General features: G+C 75.1%; 20 protein-coding genes. 12 read left to right on the top strand and 8 right to left on the bottom strand.

The features are described from left to right. The first annotated feature begins 43 nt into the window (after positions 1–43). The 4 genes from LC193_RS09685 to LC193_RS09670 are packed head-to-tail and all read left to right on the top strand — an operon-like array spanning position 44 to position 4,002. Entirely contained in the window at positions 44–880 is an 837-nt protein-coding gene (locus LC193_RS09685) for an SDR family NAD(P)-dependent oxidoreductase (protein ID WP_226073344.1), read from the top strand. Then, entirely contained in the window at positions 877–2,181 is a 1,305-nt protein-coding gene (locus LC193_RS09680) for an aminotransferase class I/II-fold pyridoxal phosphate-dependent enzyme (protein WP_226073343.1), read from the top strand. The genes LC193_RS09685 and LC193_RS09680 overlap by 4 nt, the downstream gene beginning before the upstream one ends. Next, positions 2,178–3,125, top strand: coding sequence for a diiron oxygenase (locus tag LC193_RS09675; RefSeq protein ID WP_226073340.1), 948 nt, complete (start codon positions 2,178–2,180; stop codon positions 3,123–3,125). Before LC193_RS09680 ends, LC193_RS09675 begins: the two co-directional genes overlap by 4 nt. Next, on the top strand, positions 3,118–4,002 hold the full coding sequence (locus tag LC193_RS09670; RefSeq protein ID WP_226073338.1) for a tryptophan 2,3-dioxygenase family protein: 885 nt from the start codon (positions 3,118–3,120) through the stop codon (positions 4,000–4,002). The genes LC193_RS09675 and LC193_RS09670 overlap by 8 nt, the downstream gene beginning before the upstream one ends. A gap of 36 nt (positions 4,003–4,038) precedes the next feature. Here LC193_RS09670 and LC193_RS09665 read toward each other — a convergent pair whose 3' ends face one another. Further along, complete coding sequence (locus LC193_RS09665) at positions 4,039–4,818, bottom strand: alpha/beta hydrolase (RefSeq protein ID WP_226073337.1); 780 nt, start codon at positions 4,816–4,818, stop codon at positions 4,039–4,041. Between the two features lie 287 nt (positions 4,819–5,105). On the opposite strand from LC193_RS09665, the gene LC193_RS09660 reads away from it, so the two are divergent. Both LC193_RS09660 and LC193_RS09655 read left to right on the top strand, forming a co-directional pair. Continuing rightward, positions 5,106–6,077, top strand: a complete 972-nt coding sequence (locus LC193_RS09660) for a TIGR03885 family FMN-dependent LLM class oxidoreductase (protein WP_226073336.1) — start codon at positions 5,106–5,108, stop codon at positions 6,075–6,077. After that, positions 6,074–7,963 (top strand): glycoside hydrolase family 15 protein, encoded by a 1,890-nt coding sequence (locus LC193_RS09655; RefSeq protein WP_226073335.1) that lies wholly within the window; start codon positions 6,074–6,076, stop codon positions 7,961–7,963. Before LC193_RS09660 ends, LC193_RS09655 begins: the two co-directional genes overlap by 4 nt. 34 nt (positions 7,964–7,997) lie before the next feature. Here LC193_RS09655 and LC193_RS09650 read toward each other — a convergent pair whose 3' ends face one another. Together LC193_RS09650 and LC193_RS09645 are read right to left on the bottom strand one after the other, a co-directional pair. Then, positions 7,998–8,555 (bottom strand): cysteine hydrolase family protein, encoded by a 558-nt coding sequence (locus tag LC193_RS09650; RefSeq protein WP_226073334.1) that lies wholly within the window; start codon positions 8,553–8,555, stop codon positions 7,998–8,000. Positions 8,556–8,618: 63 nt separating this feature from the next. After that, the gene (locus tag LC193_RS09645) at positions 8,619–9,314 is read right to left on the bottom strand and encodes a DNA alkylation repair protein (protein WP_226073333.1); all 696 of its coding nucleotides are present in this window, start codon (positions 9,312–9,314) and stop codon (positions 8,619–8,621) included. A gap of 158 nt (positions 9,315–9,472) precedes the next feature. Between LC193_RS09645 and LC193_RS09640 the strand changes: the two genes are divergently transcribed. Continuing rightward, complete coding sequence (locus LC193_RS09640) at positions 9,473–9,961, top strand: MarR family winged helix-turn-helix transcriptional regulator (protein ID WP_226073332.1); 489 nt, start codon at positions 9,473–9,475, stop codon at positions 9,959–9,961. Positions 9,962–10,006: 45 nt separating this feature from the next. On the opposite strand, the gene LC193_RS09635 is transcribed toward LC193_RS09640, so the two are convergent. Then, positions 10,007–10,834, bottom strand: coding sequence for an enoyl-CoA hydratase/isomerase family protein (locus LC193_RS09635; protein ID WP_226073330.1), 828 nt, complete (start codon positions 10,832–10,834; stop codon positions 10,007–10,009). Positions 10,835–10,954: 120 nt separating this feature from the next. On the opposite strand from LC193_RS09635, the gene LC193_RS09630 reads away from it, so the two are divergent. Continuing rightward, positions 10,955–11,350 (top strand): winged helix-turn-helix transcriptional regulator, encoded by a 396-nt coding sequence (locus tag LC193_RS09630; RefSeq protein ID WP_226073328.1) that lies wholly within the window; start codon positions 10,955–10,957, stop codon positions 11,348–11,350. A 29-nt stretch (positions 11,351–11,379) separates the two neighbouring features. On the opposite strand, the gene LC193_RS09625 is transcribed toward LC193_RS09630, so the two are convergent. Then, the gene (locus tag LC193_RS09625) at positions 11,380–11,769 is read right to left on the bottom strand and encodes a tautomerase family protein (protein ID WP_226073326.1); all 390 of its coding nucleotides are present in this window, start codon (positions 11,767–11,769) and stop codon (positions 11,380–11,382) included. A 48-nt stretch (positions 11,770–11,817) separates the two neighbouring features. On the opposite strand from LC193_RS09625, the gene LC193_RS09620 reads away from it, so the two are divergent. Further along, complete coding sequence (locus tag LC193_RS09620) at positions 11,818–12,306, top strand: MarR family transcriptional regulator (RefSeq protein WP_226073325.1); 489 nt, start codon at positions 11,818–11,820, stop codon at positions 12,304–12,306. Positions 12,307–12,485: 179 nt separating this feature from the next. After that, complete coding sequence (locus LC193_RS09615; protein WP_226073324.1) at positions 12,486–12,725, top strand: DUF5133 domain-containing protein; 240 nt, start codon at positions 12,486–12,488, stop codon at positions 12,723–12,725. Positions 12,726–12,781: 56 nt separating this feature from the next. Here the strand turns inward: LC193_RS09615 and LC193_RS09610 are convergent, their stop codons facing one another. Both LC193_RS09610 and LC193_RS09605 read right to left on the bottom strand, forming a co-directional pair. Further along, positions 12,782–13,558 carry an SAM-dependent methyltransferase gene (locus tag LC193_RS09610; RefSeq protein WP_226073323.1) on the bottom strand — a complete coding sequence of 259 codons (777 nt, stop codon included), beginning with the start codon at positions 13,556–13,558 and terminating at the stop codon, positions 12,782–12,784. A 102-nt stretch (positions 13,559–13,660) separates the two neighbouring features. Beyond that, entirely contained in the window at positions 13,661–13,840 is a 180-nt protein-coding gene (locus tag LC193_RS09605) for a hypothetical protein (protein ID WP_226073322.1), read from the bottom strand. A gap of 318 nt (positions 13,841–14,158) precedes the next feature. Between LC193_RS09605 and LC193_RS09600 the strand changes: the two genes are divergently transcribed. Then, positions 14,159–15,046: a glycosyltransferase family 2 protein gene (locus tag LC193_RS09600; RefSeq protein ID WP_226073321.1), complete on the top strand. Its 888-nt coding sequence runs from the start codon at positions 14,159–14,161 to the stop codon at positions 15,044–15,046. Between the two features lie 66 nt (positions 15,047–15,112). On the opposite strand, the gene LC193_RS09595 is transcribed toward LC193_RS09600, so the two are convergent. Continuing rightward, positions 15,113–15,784, bottom strand: coding sequence for a TetR/AcrR family transcriptional regulator (locus tag LC193_RS09595; protein ID WP_404819381.1), 672 nt, complete (start codon positions 15,782–15,784; stop codon positions 15,113–15,115). Positions 15,785–16,085: 301 nt separating this feature from the next. Here LC193_RS09595 and LC193_RS09590 point away from each other — a divergent pair, with 301 nt between their 5' ends. Continuing rightward, positions 16,086–17,462 (top strand): MFS transporter, encoded by a 1,377-nt coding sequence (locus LC193_RS09590; RefSeq protein WP_404819525.1) that lies wholly within the window; start codon positions 16,086–16,088, stop codon positions 17,460–17,462. Positions 17,463–17,611 lie beyond the last annotated feature (149 nt).

Genomic DNA, 17,611 nt, shown 5'->3' with positions numbered 1-17,611 from the left:
TGGGAATAGGTTGCGGACCTGCGTCGCCAACCCGGAGGACCGGATGCCCATCGGGAACGTGCTCATCACCGGAGGTTCCACCGGCATCGGCCGGGCCTGTGTGGAACGTTTCGCCCGCGAGGCCGGCACCACCGTGTGGTTCACCTACCGGCGCGGCCGGGACCGCGCGGAGCAACTGGTGGCAGGACTGGCCGAGGAGGGCCACGAGGACGTGGCCGCCTTCCCGCTCGACCAGGGCGACTGGGACTCCCACCAGCGGCTGCTCGACCTGCTCCCCGGCCCCGTCGACGTCCTCGTCAACAACGCGGCCGTCGGCTCGAAGACCGTCGACAAGTACGCGGAAGGACCCGCCCACGCGCGGGCCTCCGCGTTCTTCCAGATCAACGCCGTCGGCCCGCTGTGGCTGATCGAGCAGCTGCTGCCCGGCATGAAGGAACGCGGCCGGGGCAAGATCGTCAACGTCGCCAGCGTGGGCGGCGGCATCGGCCAGTTCCCCGGCTTCCACCCGGCCGACGGCATGAGCAAGGCCGCGCTCGCCTACCTCACCCGGCACCTCGCCGCCGACCTCGTGCACAGCCCCGTGCACGTCTTCGCGCTGTGCCCGGGCGCGGTGGAGACCGAGATGTTCGAGGCGAGCACGCTGCGGCCCCTCGGCCCTGAGCGGCGCGCCGCGTTCACCGCCTCGCTGCCCGGCGGCCGGCTGATCAGGCCGGAGGAGATCGCGGAACTCGCCCGCTGGCTCGCCGGAGAGCACTCCGCCCCGCTGCACGGCGCCGTCATCGACGCCTCCATGGGCCTCGGCGTCCACCCGGGACTGCTCACCGCCCGCGCCGGCGGCACCGCCGACAGCGCCGACACCGCCTCGGAGCCCACGTTATGATTTCCCGTCAGGTCGCACGCCTGACCGCCGACACCCCCGCCATCGCCGACGCCCACTTCCGGGCCGAGGCCGAGCCGTTCGACCCCGACGCGCGCCCCGACGGCTACCTCAACCTGGGCACCGCGGAGAACCGGCTGCTGTGGGACCTGGTGGGCCCCCGCCTCGCCGCGCTGCCCGCGCCCACCGAACGCACCAGCCGCTACGCCCCCCTGCACGGCACGCCGGAACTGCGCGAACGCGTCGCCGCGCTGCTCTCGGGCACCTGCCGCGCCCCGCTCGCGGCCGACGAGTTCGTGGTGATCAGCGGCGCGACGGGCGCCCTCGACGCGATCGCCACCGCGCTGTGCGACCCGGGCGAGGCCATCGTGGTGCCCGCGCCCTACTACGGCGCGTTCGACACCGACCTCGGCGGCCGGTCCGGCGCCCGGCTCGTCCCGGCCCCGCTCGCCGCGGCCGACGGCTTCAGGCTGACCGCCGAGGCCGTCGACCGCGCGCTCGTCGGGGCCCGCCGCGCGGGCGCGGTCGTGCGGGCCGTCGCGCTCTCCTCGCCGTCCAACCCGGTCGGCGAGGTCCACCCGCCGGGCGTGCTCGCGGACCTGCTGGAGGTCGCACGCGCCCACGACGTCGACCTGATCGCGGACGAGATCTACGCGCACGCGGTGTTCGGGGACCGCCCGTTCACCAGTGCGCTCGACCCGTCCGTCAACCGGCACTGGGCCGAACGCACCCACCTGGTCTGGGGGTTCGCCAAGGACTTCGCCCTGCCCGGGCTGAAGACCGGCGTGCTGCACACGCGCAGCCGCGAGGTGCTCGCCGCCGCCCGGGCCCTGGCGTACTTCGCGCCGGTCTCCACCGCCACCCAGGAGGTCTTCACCGGGCTGCTCGACGACCGGGACTGGGTCGCGGGCTTCCTCGCCGAGGGCAGGCGCCGCCTCGCCGGGAGCCACCGGCACGTCGCCGGCCTGCTCGACGAGCACGGCCTGCCCCGGGCGCCCGCCGGGGCCGGCTTCTCCGTGTGGCTCGACCTCGGCGCCTGGCTGCCGGGCCCGGGGGCGCCCGGCGGTCCCGCGTCCGCGAACGGTCCCGCGTCCGCGAACGGCCGGTCGCTCGCGGACGGCTTCGCCGCCGAGGAGCGCCTGTGGCGCGAACTCCTCGACGTGCGCCGGGTCAGCATCCTGCCCGGCGCCGCCTTCCACTCACCGGCACCCGGCTGGTTCCGGCTGTGCCACACCGTCGAAGCGCCGCTCGTCACCGAGGCCGTCCGGCGCATCGCCGCCCACGTGAAGGGAGACCGCCCGTGACCACAGCTCCGGGCCCACTCGACCGCTGGTACGAGGCCGCGGGCGTCCGCGGCGGCGTCCGGCGCGTGTTCCACGCCGAAACGGAGGCGGGCCGGGTCTTCTTCCCCGAAGCCCTCGTGCCGCACCTCGACCACCCCGAGGTGCGCGCGCTGCCGCCGCACGCCGTGCGCGAGTTGACCGTCCGCCACCTCTACCAGTTCCTGCACGCCACCACCCACCTGGAGACGCGCGTCGTCAACGGCGCGGCCGAGCCCGTCGCCAACGGCCGCGCCGGCATGGACTTCCCCACCGGGCTGCGCATGGACGCGTTCAAGGTGTACTGCGACGAGGGCTACCACGCCCTCTACAGCCTCGACCTGGCCGACCAGATCGCGCGCGTCACCGGCATCCCCGTGCCCGACGTCGACTACGGCGGCTTCGTCACCGCGCTCCAGGCCGCGGGGCAGGCCCTGCTGCCCGATGATCCGCTGCTGGCCGGGCAGTTGCAGGCCGTCGTGTTCGAGACGCTGATCACCGCCGTGCTCAACGAGGTCCCGCAGGACCCGTGCGTCGTCAGCACCGTCCGCGACCTCATGCGCGACCACGCCCGCGACGAGGGCCGCCACCACCGCTTCTTCTCCGCCTTCTTCCTTGAGTTATGGGCGCGGCTCGACCGGCACAGACGCATCGCGGCCGGTCGCGCGCTGCCCGCGATGATCCGTGCCGCCCTCGACTGGGACCTGGGCCCGGTGCACACCTCCCTGCGGCTCGCGGGTCTCGACGAGGAACGCAGCCGCGCCGTGCTCGCCGACGCCTACGGCGAGAGCGCGGTGACCGCGCGCATCAGGACCGTCTCCCGGGCCACCGTCCGACTGGCCGCGCAGGCCGGGGCGTTCGACCTGCCGGGCGTGCCCGAGGCGTTCGCCGCCCACGGGCTGAGCGAGCCGGAGGGCGGCGATGACTGAGACCGCCGACGTGCGCGACGAGGCCGCCGGCCGGGCGGCCGGCCCCGACCCGGGCCTCACCTACGCGCGTTACCTGCGCATCCCGGAACTCCTCTCCCTCCAGACCCCCTCCGCCGCCCGCGTGCACGACGAGCGGCTGTTCATCACCGTCCACCAGACGCAGGAGCTGTGGTTCGCCCAGCTGCTCGCCGAACTCGACGACGCCCGCGACCTGATGCTCGACGGGGAACCGCGGCGGGCCCGCCTCCGCCTCGCCCGCTGCCTGGAGATCGGCCGCACCCTCATCGACGGGCTCCGTCCGCTGCGCACGATGCCGGCCGGCGAGTTCCTCGCGTTCCGCGGCCGGCTCGGCACGGCGAGCGGCGCGCAGTCCGCGCAGTACCGCGAGATCGAGGTGGTCTCCGGGGCGGCGTGGGCCGACCGTGAGGCGCTGCCCGAGGGCCTGAGCGACGCGGAGGCCGCGCGGCTGCGCCGCAGGCACGCCGAGCCGAACCTGTGGGACGGCTTCCTCTCCGTGCTGCGCAAGGGCGGGTTCGGCGTCGCGACGCCGGCCGGCCGCCGGGCCGCGCTGGAGCGCATCGCGGGCCGCCCCGACGCCCCTGACCCGGTGGGCGCCGCGCCCGGCCCCGGCGCCCTGCCGCGCCTCGGTGACGTGCTCGGCGAGCTGGCCGAACTCGCCACCGCGCTGCTCGACTACGACACCATGTGGGCCGAGTGGCGAACCGCGCACATCCTCCTGGTCGAACGCCAGATCGGCGCCAGGTCCGGCACCGGAGGCAGCTCCGGCGCCCCGTACCTGCGCATGGGCGTGGGCCGCCGGTTCTTCCCCGAGCTGTGGGATGCGGTGGCGCCGGGGCCGCTGGCCGCCGTGCCCTGACGGAACGGGCCGCCGCCCCGGCCGCGCGCCCGGCGGTCAGCCCCCGCGCCCGGCGGGCGGCACGAGCCCGCCGGGACCGGCCAGGGCGGCGGTCACCAGGGGCCACGCGGCGCTGAGCGGGTCGATGAGCTCGAAGTGCCCGGCCCCCGGCACCCGCACCAGCCGCGTGGCCGGGTGGGCGGCGGCGTAGGAGTCACCGACCCGCGGGGGCACCCGGATGTCCTCGGTGCCGTGCAGCAGCACCACGGGCGCCGCCGGAGCGGGCAGCCGCACCGGGTCGAGGGCGGCGGCGCCGTCCGGGGGGCCGCCCAGGAAGTCCCCGACCGCGCCGTCGTCGAGCCCGAGCCGGTGGGCCAGCCGCAGATCGGCCACCGGCGCGAGGGCCAGCGTTCCCGCCAGGCGCGGCGGCGGGTGCGCCGCGGCTGCCCACAGGGCCAGGTGGCCGCCGGCCGAGTGCCCGGCGAGGAGCAGCGAGCCGTCGAACGGCGCGCCCGCCGCCGCGAGTTCGCCCGGCAGCCGGGCCAGCGCGGTCAGCAGGTCGGCCGTGGTCGCCTCCGGGGCGCCCGGCTGCCTCCGGTACTCGACCGACAGGGTGGTCCAGCCGGCGTCGCGCAGCGCCGCCGCCATCGGGCGGGTGTGCGTCCGGTCGTACGCGGGCCGCCAGAACCCGCCGTGCACCAGCACCACCAGCGGGCGTTCGGCGGCCCCGGGGCCGCCGGGCCACGCGTCGGCGACATGGTCGGGGCCCTCCCCGTAGCGCAGCGTCAACGGGGGCGGCGGCGCCTGCCTGCCCAGCACGGAACGGTCTTCCCCCACCACGGCCTCCCGGATCGCGTCGCGCGCACCACTCTAGGCGCAGCAGGTGCCCAACGCCCCTATCGCGCACGGTGGTTCAGCTCCCGCCGCGACTCGCGGCACCCGGCGCGGCGGGGCCGCGACGCGCCCGCCACCCGGGCGGCCCAGCAGAAGTCGTCGCGGGGGCCCCGGGCGGCGACGATCGAAAAACATCCAGGGCGACCGGAACACGACCGGCATACGAACGCGAACGCGAGGAACCCGGACCGTCCGGAATCCCCCGGTCCACACGGCCACGCCACGAGTGAGTGACGGAGACGATGACCGCGTACGGCTACCACGCCTCGCACGAGCAGTTCCCGCCCGCCGAACTTCTGACCCTGCTGCGCGCCGCCCAGGACGCCGGTTTCGCCACCGGCATGTGCTCCGACCACTTCGCGCCCTGGAGCGCGCGCCAGGGCCACTCGGGCCACGCCTGGGCGTGGCTCGGGGCGGCGCTGGCGAGCACCGCGCTGCCGATGGGGGTGGTCACGTCGCCGGGGCAGCGCTACCACCCGGCCGTGCTCGCCCAGGCCGCGGGCACCCTGGCGCAGCTGTACCCGGGGCGGCTGTGGCTGGCCCTGGGCACCGGGCAGGCCCTCAACGAGCACATCACCGGCGACCCGTGGCCGCCCAAGGAGGTCAGGGCGCGCCGCCTCGCCGAGTGCGTGGGCGTGCTGCGGGCGCTGTTCGCCGGGGAGACCGTCTCGCACGACGGGCTGGTGCGCGTGGACCGGGCGCGGCTGTGGTCGCTGCCCGCCCGGCCGCCGGTGCTGCTGGCCGCGGCCGTCACCCCGGCCACCGCCGCGTGGGCGGCGGGCTGGGCCGACGGGCTGATCACGATCAACCAGCCGGAGGAGGCGCAACGCCGCACCCTCGCCGCCTACCGGGACGCGGGCGGGCGCGGCCCGGCCGTGCTCCAGGCGCACCTGTCGTGGGCGCCCTCGCGCGAGGCCGCGCTGCACGCGGCGTGGGACCAGTGGCGCGAGGCGGTCCTCGGCAGCGACGTGGGCTGGGAGCTGCCGCTGCCCGAGCACTTCGAGCAGGCGGCCCGGCTGATGGACCCCCACCACCTGGAGCCGTTCGTCCACGTGTCGCACGACCTGGGCGAGCACGCGGCGTGGCTGGCCCGGCAGTCCGAGGCCGGGTTCGACGAGGTGATGCTGCACCACGTGGGCACCGACCAGTCGCGCTTCATCGAGGCGTTCGGGGCCGGTGTGCTGCCGGAGCTGAACGCGTGACCGGCGCCGCGGGAGCCCACCCGCCGCTCGGTGACCTGGCGTTCCTGTCCGACTGCCGGACCTCGGCGCTGATCGGCCCGGACGCGTCCGTGGTGTGGCTGTGCGCGCCGCGCTTCGACTCGCCCAGCGTGTTCGCCCGGCTGCTCGACCGCGCCGGGGGCGGCGCCTGGGAGACGGAGGTCGAGGGCGCCGGGCCGCCCGAGCAGGAGTACGCCGGCGACACGCTGGTCCTGCGCGGCCGGTGGACGACGCCGACGGGCAGCGCCGTCGCGCACGACTTCCTCGCCGCCCGGCCGCCCGAGGGCGACGACGTGCGGGGGCTGGTCCCCGAGGGCATGCTGGTCAGGCTGCTGACGTGCGAACGCGGCCGGGTCCTGGTGCGGCACCGGCTCGACGCGCGGCCCGACTACGCGCGGCGCCCGGCGCGGTGGGCCGCGGCGAGCGCCGGCGGCGCGCGCGAGGAGACCGCGGGCCTGTGGCTCGAAACGGCCGCGGAAGGCGCCGTGGACACGCCCGTGCCGCGCGTCGGGGCGGACGGGTCGCTGACCGTGGAGACGCCGCTGCCCGAGGGGGCCACGCTCGCCGTCGCCCTCGGCCACGAGGGCGCGCGGCCAGGGCCGCTGACGGTGGCCGGGGCGCGCGGCCTGCTCGACCGCACGCTCGCGGCCTGGCACGCGTGGGCCGACCGCGACCCCTACGGCGGCCGGCACGGCAGCGCGCAGGTGCGGCGGTCCGCGCTCGTGCTGCGCGGGCTGATGTCGAGCGACACGGGCGCGCTGATCGCGGCGCCCACGACCTCGCTGCCCGAGTGGCCGGGCGGCACGCGGAACTGGGACTACCGCTACCTGTGGCACCGCGACGCGGCCCTCGTCGTGCTGGTGCTGATGCGGCTGGGGCACCGCGCCGAGGCGGGCCGCTACCTGCGGGTCCTGCTGCGGCACTGCCGCGCGACGCGGGGCGTCCTGAGCCCGATGCTCGACCTCGACGGGGGCGGCGGCATCCCCGAGACCGAACTCGGCCACCTGGAGGGCTACCGGGGATCGCGCCCGGTGCGCATCGGCAACGACGCCGAGGAGCAGCGGCAACTCGACGTGTACGGGCAGGTGCTGGACGCGGCCCTGGTCTACCAGCAGGTCACGAAGGGGACCCGGCGGGCGCTCGACGCGGAGGAGCTGGCCGCGCTGTTCGGCGTGGTCGACGTCGCCTGCCGGTCCTGGCGCGAGCCGGACGACGGCATCTGGGAGGTGCGCGCCGCCCCGAGGCACTGGACCAGTTCGAAGCTGTACCTGTGGGTGTGCCTGGACCGGGGCATCCGGCTCGCCGAACTCGCCGGGGCCGCGCCGCCGGGAGCCGCCGCCTGGCGCGCGGAACGCGACGCGCTGCGCGAGGACATCCTGACCCGGGGACTCGACGAGAGCAGCGGCGCGTTCGTCCAGTCCTACGGCGCGCGCACCACGGACGCCTCGCTGCTGCGGATGCCGCTGCTCGGCTTCCTGCCGGGCGACGACCCGCGCGTGCTCGCGACGATCGAACGGGTCGAGGCCGAACTCGGCGAGGACGGCTGGCTGGTGCACCGCTACGACCCGGTGGCCACGCGGGACGGGATCGAGGGGCCGGAGGGCGGCTTCCTGCTCTGCTCGTTCGACATGGTGTCGGCCCTGGTGCTCGCGGGCCGGCACGAGCAGGCGCGGCGCCGCTTCGAGGCGCTGTGCGCGCGGGCCGGCCGGTTCGGGCTGTTCGCCGAGGAGATGACGGCCGACGGCACGATGCTGGGCAACTACCCGCAGGCGTTCACGCACCTGGGGCTGATCGAGGCGGCCATGAACCTGGACGCCGCGCAGGACCGGGAGGCGCTGCACGCCTGGGCCGGGCGGTCCGCCGGCTGACCGCTGGGCCCGGGCGTGCGGCAGGGCGCGGCCGTCAGTCCTCGCCCGGCGCGGTGAAAAGCTCCTCGTCGTCTGAACCGGTCACGCGCACCGCCATGTTCCGCTCCATCATGCGCAGCGCCGCCCGCGCCAGGTCGGAGTGGATGTGGGCGACGGCGTCCTCGGCCACGGTGATGTCCAGGCGCCTGATGTGCGCGTCGAGCGCGGAGTAGAGTACGCACTGCTCGGTGACCTGGCCGGTCAGGACGATGTGCCGGACGCCGTGCTGCGAGAGCAGGAACTCCAGCGGCGTCTCGTAGAACACCGAGTGGCGCGCCTTCACGACGAACATGGAGTCGCCGTCCGGCCTGACCGGCTCGACCAGGTCGCCGTGCGGCCCGTGCAGCGCGGCGTCGAGCAGCTCGTCGTGCTGGGAGCGCCAGCGGCCGAAGTTGTCGTTCACGTAGATCACGTCCACGCCCTCCGCCCGGGCGCGCCCGATCGCACGGCGAAGCCCTGGCAGGGCGGCGCGGACGGAGGGCACCAGCAGGCCGGCGTCGGCGTGCCGGTAGGTGTTGATCATGTCGATGACGATGAGAGCTGTCCGGTTCACGCTGAATTATCACTCGCGGGCGGGCGCGGCGCATCCGCCCGCGCGGCGTCCGCCCGCGGGGCTTCAGCGGGCCATCAGCTCCGCGCGCAGCTCGGCGGGCAGCTTCTCGGTGGCCATGCGCAGCGTGACGCGGGGAACGGCGGGACCGTGCGCGCGCAGGAAGCCCACGAGCCGGTCCCGGTCCACCTTGCCCACCTCGCGCAGCCCGGTGCCCACGGACTTGTGGATCAGCTCCTCCTCGTCCCCGAGGAGGGTTTCGGCGAGGACCAGGGCGTCGTCGATGTCGCCCTGCCGGATGAGCCAGAAGGCCGCCGTGATGGCGGTGCGCCGCTCCCAGATGTTCGCGGAGCGCGCGAGCGCGTGCAGCGGGTCGCGCGGCTTGTCGAGCAGGTACCAGCCGATCACGCGCGGGGCCGCCCGGTCGACGAGGTCCCAGTTGTCGATGCGGTCGTGGCGGCGCAGGTACAGCTCGTAGAGCTCCCGGCGCTCGGCATCGGTGATCCGCTTGCGGCGCGCCTTGAAGTCGAGGACGCTGACCGCCCCCACGCGCGCCTCGTAGTAGGGGGATTCGAGCAGCCGCTCGACCTCGTCCAGGGGCATGCCGGTGTACTCCGCCGCGGTGTCGAACGTGTGCCGCATCCGGACGCCGATGACCTCCGTGTCGCCCCCGCCCTTGTAGTAGGTGCCGATCTTCGCCCGTTCCGCGTCGGACTGGAACGTCCTGAGCCTCGCGACGAACGACTCCGCCGTCAGGTCCACGCCCTGCCTCCCCGATCTCCCCGTGCCAGGACCCGCCCGCCTGGCCGGGGGCGGGCAACTCCCCTCCACCGTAAGGCGGGCCGCCGAGCGGCCGGGCGCGCCCCCTGCCGTGGGAACGCCGCGGACTCGGGTAGCGTGGGCCCCTCGGAGGTCACGGGATGTCGAGGGAGCCGGTCCCGGTCGGGGACGACCAGCTGAGCACGGAGCAGGCGGTCCGCGCCATGCTGCTCGCGCTGCCGCGCCTGGTGTCCCGGGCCAAGCGCACCCCCATGCCCGAGCGGCTGCGGTCCCTGCACCTCGCGCCGCGCCACCTCTCGCTGCTGTCCTTCCTGCTGTTCGACGGGCCCACCCCCGTGCGGGACCTCGCCGCGGGACTCGAAGTGGCGCCCACCACCGTGAGCCTGATGGTCAGCGACCTGGAGCGGCAGGGCGTCGTGCGGCGGCACGCCGACCCAGAGGACCGCAGGCGCACCATCGTGGCCCTCACCGGGGACCCCGAGACCCGCGAGGCCATCGACGCCTGGCTGGCGGCGGGCGCGCGGGCCTGGCGCAAGGTGTTCGACGGCCTGACGCCGGGCGAGCGCGCGACGTTCGTCCGCGCGATCCAGGCGTACGAGGCCGAGGTCGCCGCCGCGCGGGCCGACTAGCCCCTCGCGGCCGGGGCGTGCCGGTCGGGCCGGGGGCAGGCTCCCCTACCCGGCGAGATCGCGGAACAGGCCCTCCATGTCCTGTTCGCCCTCCCGGGTCTGGGCGCCCTCGGCCAGCCCGGCGCCCATGAGCTGTGCGGTGGCCGGGCGGAACATGAGTGAGGCCCAGGCGTCGTTCTCCCGCGCCAGGCCATCAGCGAGGTCGCGGGGCACGACGGCGTGCTTGGCCGCCGCGACGACGCCGTCGGGCAGGGCGGCGATGTTGCGGGCGAGGCGGTCGACGAACGCGTCGAGCCGGTCGGCGGGGAGGGCCCGGTTGATCCAGCCGTACCGCTCGGCGGTCTCGGCGTCCATCAGGTCGGCGCCGAGCACGATCTCCAGGGCGCGGTTGCGGCCGACGCGCTCGGTGAGGTACTGCGTGGCGCCTCCGCCGGGGACGATGCCCATGAGGGCTTCGATCTGGCCGAGCCCGGCCGTGCCGATGGCCGCGAACGCCATGTCCGCGGCCACGACGAACTCGGCTCCGCCGCCGCGCGCCTTGCCCGCGAGCTTGACGATGGTCACCTGAGGCTGGCGGCGCAGCTGCTCCCCGACGGCCTGGAAGACGTTGACGCCGTCCGGCAGGTCGGCCATGAGCCCGGCGAGGGCGTCGGGGGTGGCGGTCATGTCGACGTGAGCGAGGAAGAAGTCCGGGTCCGCGCTGTCCCACACGATCACGCGGACGGTGTCGTCGCCGGCCAGCGCGGTGAGCAGGCGCCGCAGGTCGGTCATGACCGCGACGTCGAGGAGGTTGATCGGCGGGTTGTCGATCGTGACGTGCGCGACTCCGTCCTTCCGGCTGACCCGCAAGGTCGGGTAGGCAGCGTGGCCCATACCGTTTCTCCTAGGTATCTGACAGGATTCTGGTTCCTGTTGCATACCTACAGTGAAACCGTCTCCGACCTGCGTCAATAACGCACTTCAGGCACCCCAGGGATCGTGGAGGATACCGCCATGGCCGCTTCAGATGCCGTCTACCGGGCCGCCGCCGGGCACGACGTGGTGTTCAGGGCCGACTGCCCGAGCCGGCCCATCCTCGATCAGATCGCCGACAAGTGGTCGATGATGGTGATGGCGGTCCTGGTCGAGCCGCGCCGGTTCAACGAGATCAAGCGCCGCCTCGACGGCATCACGCAACGCGTCCTCACGCAGACCCTGCGCCGGCTCGAACGCAACGGAATGGTCGAGCGCCGGGTGCTGCCGACCTCGCCGGTCGGCGTCGAATACTCGCTGACGCCCCTCGGTGAGTCCCTGCGCGAGCCGTTCGCCCACCTCTACGACTGGACCGTCGCGCACGCCTCCGAGATCCAGGCGCGCCAGCGCGCCTACGACCGGCGGGCCCCGCGCTGACGCGCCACGACCGTGCGGCCGAGGGCCGTTCAGTGGCGGGCGGCGAAGAGTTCGCCGCCCACGGCGGAGCGGTCGTCGGGCACGCCGGTCAGGGTGACGGCGGCGTCCGCCCTGACGTGCTCGCCGAGGGCGAGGGCGAGGGCGTCCGTGAGGGCGGTGGCCAGCCGGCTCGCGGCGTCCGGCACCTGTTCGAACAGCCCGGCGCGGCTGTGCAGGTGCACCGCGGGTCCTGGGGCGGTGCCGAGCCTGCCGCCCACCGCGAACCGCGCGGTCGGGACGCCGTTCAGGGCGATGACCACCAGGGGGCGGGCCCAGTCGCCGTAGACGGAGACGACGGCGTCGGTGAGGCCACCGACCAGCCGTTCCTCGACGGTCCCGTCCAGCAGCTCCTCGGCGAGGGTGACAGTGCAGTGCGGCATACTCTCTCCTGTTGCTCTGTAAGCAAACTAGCTTTGAGGTGAAACATAATGGCTCTCCCGCCGTCCGTCCACCCGGGGCCCGGTGACGACGGTGATCTCGAAGTCGCCATCCGCACGCTGCTGCTGGTCATGCCGCGCGCCATCGGACGGATCAAGCGCATGGAGGTCCCCGAGGAGTTGCGGGGCATGGCGCTCGCCCCGCGCCACCTGTCCCTGCTGTCGCTGCTGCTCCTCGACGGCCCGATGACGGTCCGTGAACTCGCCGACCGGCTTGAGGTGGCACCGACGACCGCGAGCCTGCTCGTCGGCGAACTCAGCAGGAAGGGCGTCCTGGACCGGCGCGAGGACGAGGGCGACCGGCGGCGGCGCATCGTCAGCGTGCCCGAGGGGAAGCGGCCGGTGCTCGAACGCTGGCTCTCCCCGGGCGCGCGTGCGTGGCGCACCGCGCTCGCCCCGCTGGAGCCGGCCGAACGGGCCGCCGTCATCAAGGCGTTCACCGCCTGGGAGGCCGCGCTCGCCGCGGCGGGCGAGGACTGAGCCCGCGTTCGGGGCGCATGCGGCGAACGTGCCGGGCGCGACGGCGGGTGAGGGGGCGCGCGGCCGATTGTTCACCTCTTCGCGTCCGAAAGCGGATGGCATGGAGGCGAGGGCCGGGGGTACGCGCGCTTCAGAAGGGTCCGCGGTCGTGTTGCGGAAGTCGAGGAAGGAGAGCGGCGATGCTGATGGCCCACCCGGCGGTGCTACAGAATCTGATCGAGCAGTACGAGGCCCTGCACGCCCTGCACGCCGAGCAGGGCAGCGAGGAGGCCAGGCGGCGCATGGACGATGTCGCCTACACGCTGTGCGTGTCCACCGGGACCAGGGACATCGACGCGGCTCTCATCGCCGCCCGCAACCGGCTGCCAGGAGCGCGCCCGTTCGACGACTCGGCCGTCGGCTCCTCACCCGCGGCCTGACGGCCCCCCCGGCCGCCCGCGCCCCCACGGCGGGCGGCCGTCGCCGTGCCGCGGGCCTACGGCTTCACGCCGAGGCCGCACACGGCGTCCACCGGCTGCTCGGTCTCGAAGACGGGGTGCTCGGGGCGCCAGCGTTCGATCGTCACGACGCCGGGTTCGAGCAGGTCCAGGCCGTCGAAGAACGCCGCCACCTCGGCCGGACCGCGCAGCGTGTAGTCCCCGGCGAGGCGGGCGTTGTAGCCGTCGGTGGCCGCGTTGAGGGTGGCGTTGGTGTTGGTCCCGTCGCTCACGGCCAGGTAGCTGCCGGACGGCAGCGGGTCGAGCACGCGGCGGACGATGTCGGCGGGTTCGTCCTCGTCGGGGATGTGGCCGAGGATGCCGAGCATGGTCACGGCCACGGGCCGGGAGAAGTCGAGGAACTCCGCCGCCTGTTCGAGCACGCGCCCGGGGTCGCGCACGTCCGCGTCGATGTACGCGGTCGCGCCCTGGGGGGTGCTGGTGAGCAGGGCCCGGGCGTGGGCGAGGACCAGCGGATCGTTGTCGACGTAGACGATCCGGGCGTCCGGGGCCACGCGCTGGGCGACCTCGTGCGTGTTGTCCACGGTCGGCAGGCCGGTGCCCAGGTCGAGGAACTGCCGTATGCCGGCCGCGCCGGCGAGGTGTCTGACCGCGCGGGCCAGGAACATCCGCTGGTACTGCGCCGTGCGCACGATGCCCGGATAGACGCGGGTGATCTGCTCGCCCGCCTCCTTGTCCGAGGCGTACCAGTCCTTGCCGCCGAGCCAGAAGTTCCACACCCGGGCCGAGTGTGCCTTCGAGTTGTCGATGTCCATGCGCCGGTCCTCCGCCTGCCGTCCGCCTGTTCGTGGTCGAGCGGCAGCGTAGCCACCCGCCGCCGGGCGGCTCCCCCCGGCGGCGGGTGCGTACCCGGCGGGTCAGCCCGCGTAGTCCTCCGGCGTGACCTCGGCGTCCTCAAGCGCCTCCCGCATCGTCGCGCCCTGGCCCCGGCCGGGCTCGTCGCGGCCGGGGGCGCGCCGCCGCTCGCCCCGCTCCGGCTCGGTGAGGGTCTCGTCGGTGGTCGGCGTCTTCGGCCGGTTCTCCTCGGGCACGGTCATGCCGGTTCTCCTCCCGCGGTGTCGGTCGTCGGGTGCCGGAGCGGACCCGCGCGGCCCGGTCCGGCCCGGGTGCCGCGGCGGCCCTCGGGGCGCGCGAGGCATCCGGACGGGCCGCGTACCCGCGGCGGCGGGGGCGCAATCCCGCCGCGACCGGACATCGGGTGCCCGTTGTGCGCACTTCGCCCGATTCGCGGGCCCGCGTCGGGGTACTGCGTCACGCGGGAGGCGCGCGAGGGCCCGGCGGGCCGTCCGGCGGGTGCGGGAGGCGTCCGGCGGGCACGCGGCGCGTCGGGAAGAGTCCGGAAGCGAGGACATGTGATGCGCGAAGCCGCGGACGGCGGGGCCGCGCCGGTCAGCGTCGTGATCGCCACCCGCGACCGGCGAGCGGAACTGCTGCACACGCTGGAACGGCTGACCGCCCTGCCGGAACGGCCGCCGGTCATCGTGGTGGACAACGGGTCGCGGGACGGCACCGCGACCGCCGTCGCGCGCCGTTTCCCCGACGCGCTCCTCGTTCCGCTGCCGCGCAACCTCGGCGCGCCCGCGCGCAACATCGGGGTGCGCCTCGCCCGCACGCCCTACGTCGCGTTCAGCGACGACGACTCGTGGTGGGCGCCGGGCGCGCTGGCCAGGGCGGCCGGCATCCTCGACGGCCACCCGCGGCTCGGGCTGCTCGCCGGCCGGGTCCGCCTCGGCCGCGGCGGGCCGGTGGACGCCGTCTCGCGCAAGATGGCCTCGGCGCCGATCGGGCACCCGCCCGGCCTGCCGGGGCCCGCGATCGTGGGCTTCCCGGCCTGCGCCGCGGTGGTCAGGAAGGACGCGTTCCTCGCCGCCGGGGGGTTCGACGAACTGCTGTTCTTCGGTGGCGAGGAGACCCTGCTCGCCGTCGACCTGGCCGCGGACGGCTGGGACACGGCGTACACGGCGGACGTCGAGGCGCACCACCGGCCCTCGGAGAGCCGGGGCGACCCGGGCGGGCGCTGGGCCCTGCACCGCCGCAACGACCTGCTGGTCTGCTGGATGCGCCTGCCGCTCGGCTCGGCCGCCCGCAGGACGGCCGCGCTCGCCGCGCACAGCACGCACAACCGCGCGGCGGCGCGCGCGCTGTGCGCGCTGCTTGCGCGCCTGCCGCGCGCTCTCAGGCGCCGACGCCGCGCGCCGCGCGAGGTGGTGCGGCGGCTGCGCGTTCTCGGCGAACTGCGCTGACGGTGCGCGGCGGGCGCTGTGAACGGCGCGGCGAGCGCGGTGTGCGCCGGCGGCTCCGCGGGCGGGTCAGCGGGGTGTCGTCCGGCGGACGGGGGTCACCGGCGCGAGCCAGACCCCGGTGATCGCGTCGATGAGCCCGGTGGCGTACTCCTCCCAGGTCGACCTGGGGGTGGGGGCGCCGTCCGCGAGCGCGCGTTCCCGTTCCGCGAGCATGTGGACGAGCAGGTGCCGTGCCATGTCGCCGCGTTCGAGGCGGACGGGGAGCGGCAGGTCGGGCAGGCAGCGGTTCAGCCCGTCGACGGTGCGCGTGAGGGACGGGCCGAACGCCTCGTCGATCATCATCTCCCGCAGCACGGGGTCCGCCATCAGCTGGGCGGCGAAGCGCGCGTACCAGGTGGGGCCGCCCTGTTCCGCCAGGTGCCGTGTCCCCGGCCGGACCAGGCAGGCCACCCAGTCCCGCACGAGCCGCGAGTCCCCGATCTCCGCGAGCATCCGCAGCCGCACCTCGTTCATGGGGTCGGCGTGCCTGCGGACGATGGCCCGCAGCAGGTCGTTCTTGGTGCCGAAGTGGTAGCCGACCGCGGCGTTGTTGCCCTGCCCCGCGGCCTCGCTGATCTGCCGGTTGGACACGGCGAAGACGCCGTGCTCGGCGAACAGCCGCTCGGCCGCGGCGAGGATCAGGTGTCGTGTGCTCTCGGACCTGTCGGCCCGTGCGGTTCGGTCTGCCATGGTCACCATCCCACCGGATGGCCGGCCGGAATCCCAGCGAGGGCCCTCGCGGGGCGCTCGCGGGTGCCTCCCGCCGGCGGTGTCGATGCGACGAGTCAAGAAGGCTTGCTAATGTAAGTCAAGCGACTGACTTAAAAATCTGACGGGCGTCGCCGTCCGTACGCATGTGACAACGAAAGCGGAGGTGGCCGTGCCCGAGGGCGCAGCGGTGCGGAACGAGGGCGGCCCGGGGCGGGGCGCCGGGGACACGGCGGCCCCGGGCGGCGGGCTGGTCGCGACACTCGCGTTCGGCGGCATCGTCGTCGCGCTCATGCAGACGATCGTGATCCCGCTCGTGCCGGACCTGCCCCGGCTCCTCGACGCCCCGCCGGCCGACACCTCGTGGGTGATCACCGCCACGCTCCTCGCGGGCGCCGTCGCCACACCGGTGATGGGGCGGCTCGGCGACATGTACGGCAAACGGCGCATGCTGCTGCTGAGCCTCGGCCTCCTGATCTGCGGCTCCGTCGTCGGCGCGCTCAGCGACAGCCTGGTGCCCATGCTCGCCGGGCGCACGCTCCAGGGTCTTGCCGCCGGCGTGATCCCGCTCGGCATCAGCATCATGCGCGACGAACTGCCCGCGCACCGGCTCGGCTCGGCCACCGCGCTGATGAGCGCCTCGCTCGGCATCGGCGGCGCGCTCGGCCTGCCCGCGGCGGCCTTCCTCGCCGAACGCGTCGACTGGCACGTCCTGTTCTGGGGCGCCGCGGGCGCCGGAGTCGTCGCCGCCGTGCTCGTGCTGCTCCTGGTGCCGCAGTCGCGGATGCGCAGCGGCGGGCGGTTCGACGTGCCGGGCGCCCTCGGCCTGTCCACGGCGCTGGTGTGCCTGCTGCTCGCGATCTCCAAGGGCGCCGACTGGGGCTGGACCAGCGCCACGACCCTCGGCCTGTTCGCGGCGGCGGCCGTCGTCCTGGTGCTGTGGGGCGCATGGGAGCGGCGCACGCCGCGGCCGTTGGTCGACCTGCGCACCCTCGCGCGCCGCCAGGTGCTGCTGACCAACCTGGCGTCCGCCGTGTTCGGCTTCGCGATGTTCGCCATGTCGCTGGTGATGCCGCAGATCCTCCAACTGCCCGAGGCCACCGGCTACGGCCTCGGTGCCTCGATGCTCACCGTCGGCCTCGTCATGGGCCCTTCCGGGCTGGTGATGATGGCCGTGGCGCCGGTCTCCGCGCACATCTCCCGCACCAAGGGCCCCAAGGCCACGCTGATGGCCGGAGCCCTCGTGGTCGCCGCGGGCTACGGCCTCGGCACCGTCCTGATGTCGGCGATCTGGCACCTGGTGCTGGTCTCGGCGGTGATCGGGGCCGGCATCGGCCTCGCCTACGGGGCGATGCCCGCCCTGATCATGGCCGCCGTGCCCGTCTCCGAGACGGCCGCGGCCAACAGCCTGAACACCCTGATGCGTTCCATCGGCACCTCGGTCTCCAGCGCCGTGGCCGGTGTGGTCCTCGCGCAGATGACGACGACGATCGGCGGAACGGCGTTCCCCGCGGAGAACGGTTTCCGCGTCGTCATGGCCATCGGCGCCTGCGCGGCGCTGGCCGCCCTCGCCCTCGCCGCCTTCCTGCCCGGCAGGACGGCCGCCGCGCCCCCGGCGCGCGACGACGCGGACAGAACGGCCCCCGCCGCCACGCCCGCCGCCGGCTGACCCGCCCGCCCGCGCACCGGCTCAGCGCCTGCCGGCCGGCCGCGCGGGTGGACGCCGGCCCGCGGGCCGAGTACGCGGCGGCGCAGGGCCGTTGAGCGCCCGGCGCCGTGCGCCCGGCCCCGCGCGGCGTCCGGCCTGGCCCCCGCCCA

Source organism: Streptomyces marincola (genome assembly GCF_020410765.1).
Lineage (GTDB): Bacteria > Actinomycetota > Actinomycetes > Streptomycetales > Streptomycetaceae > Streptomyces > Streptomyces marincola.
The sequence above is the reverse complement of the archived record's forward strand: the minus strand, read 5'-3'. Positions and strand labels throughout refer to the sequence as shown.

Bases quoted from the DNA above. Each gene is read 5' to 3' on its own strand.
- LC193_RS09685 (WP_226073344.1), top strand. From the start codon at position 44: ATGCCCATCGGGAACGTGCTCATCACCGGAGGTTCCACCGGCATCGGC.
- LC193_RS09680 (WP_226073343.1), top strand. From the start codon at position 877: ATGATTTCCCGTCAGGTCGCACGCCTGACCGCCGACACCCCCGCCATC.
- LC193_RS09670 (WP_226073338.1), top strand. From the start codon at position 3,118: ATGACTGAGACCGCCGACGTGCGCGACGAGGCCGCCGGCCGGGCGGCC.
- LC193_RS09640 (WP_226073332.1), top strand. From the start codon at position 9,473: ATGTCGAGGGAGCCGGTCCCGGTCGGGGACGACCAGCTGAGCACGGAG.
- LC193_RS09635 (WP_226073330.1), bottom strand. From the start codon at position 10,834: ATGGGCCACGCTGCCTACCCGACCTTGCGGGTCAGCCGGAAGGACGGA.
- LC193_RS09630 (WP_226073328.1), top strand. From the start codon at position 10,955: ATGGCCGCTTCAGATGCCGTCTACCGGGCCGCCGCCGGGCACGACGTG.
- LC193_RS09625 (WP_226073326.1), bottom strand. From the start codon at position 11,769: ATGCCGCACTGCACTGTCACCCTCGCCGAGGAGCTGCTGGACGGGACC.
- LC193_RS09620 (WP_226073325.1), top strand. From the start codon at position 11,818: ATGGCTCTCCCGCCGTCCGTCCACCCGGGGCCCGGTGACGACGGTGAT.
- LC193_RS09615 (WP_226073324.1), top strand. From the start codon at position 12,486: ATGCTGATGGCCCACCCGGCGGTGCTACAGAATCTGATCGAGCAGTAC.
- LC193_RS09610 (WP_226073323.1), bottom strand. From the start codon at position 13,558: ATGGACATCGACAACTCGAAGGCACACTCGGCCCGGGTGTGGAACTTC.
- LC193_RS09605 (WP_226073322.1), bottom strand. From the start codon at position 13,840: ATGACCGTGCCCGAGGAGAACCGGCCGAAGACGCCGACCACCGACGAG.
- LC193_RS09600 (WP_226073321.1), top strand. From the start codon at position 14,159: ATGCGCGAAGCCGCGGACGGCGGGGCCGCGCCGGTCAGCGTCGTGATC.
- LC193_RS09595 (WP_404819381.1), bottom strand. From the start codon at position 15,784: ATGGTGACCATGGCAGACCGAACCGCACGGGCCGACAGGTCCGAGAGC.
- LC193_RS09590 (WP_404819525.1), top strand. From the start codon at position 16,086: ATGCAGACGATCGTGATCCCGCTCGTGCCGGACCTGCCCCGGCTCCTC.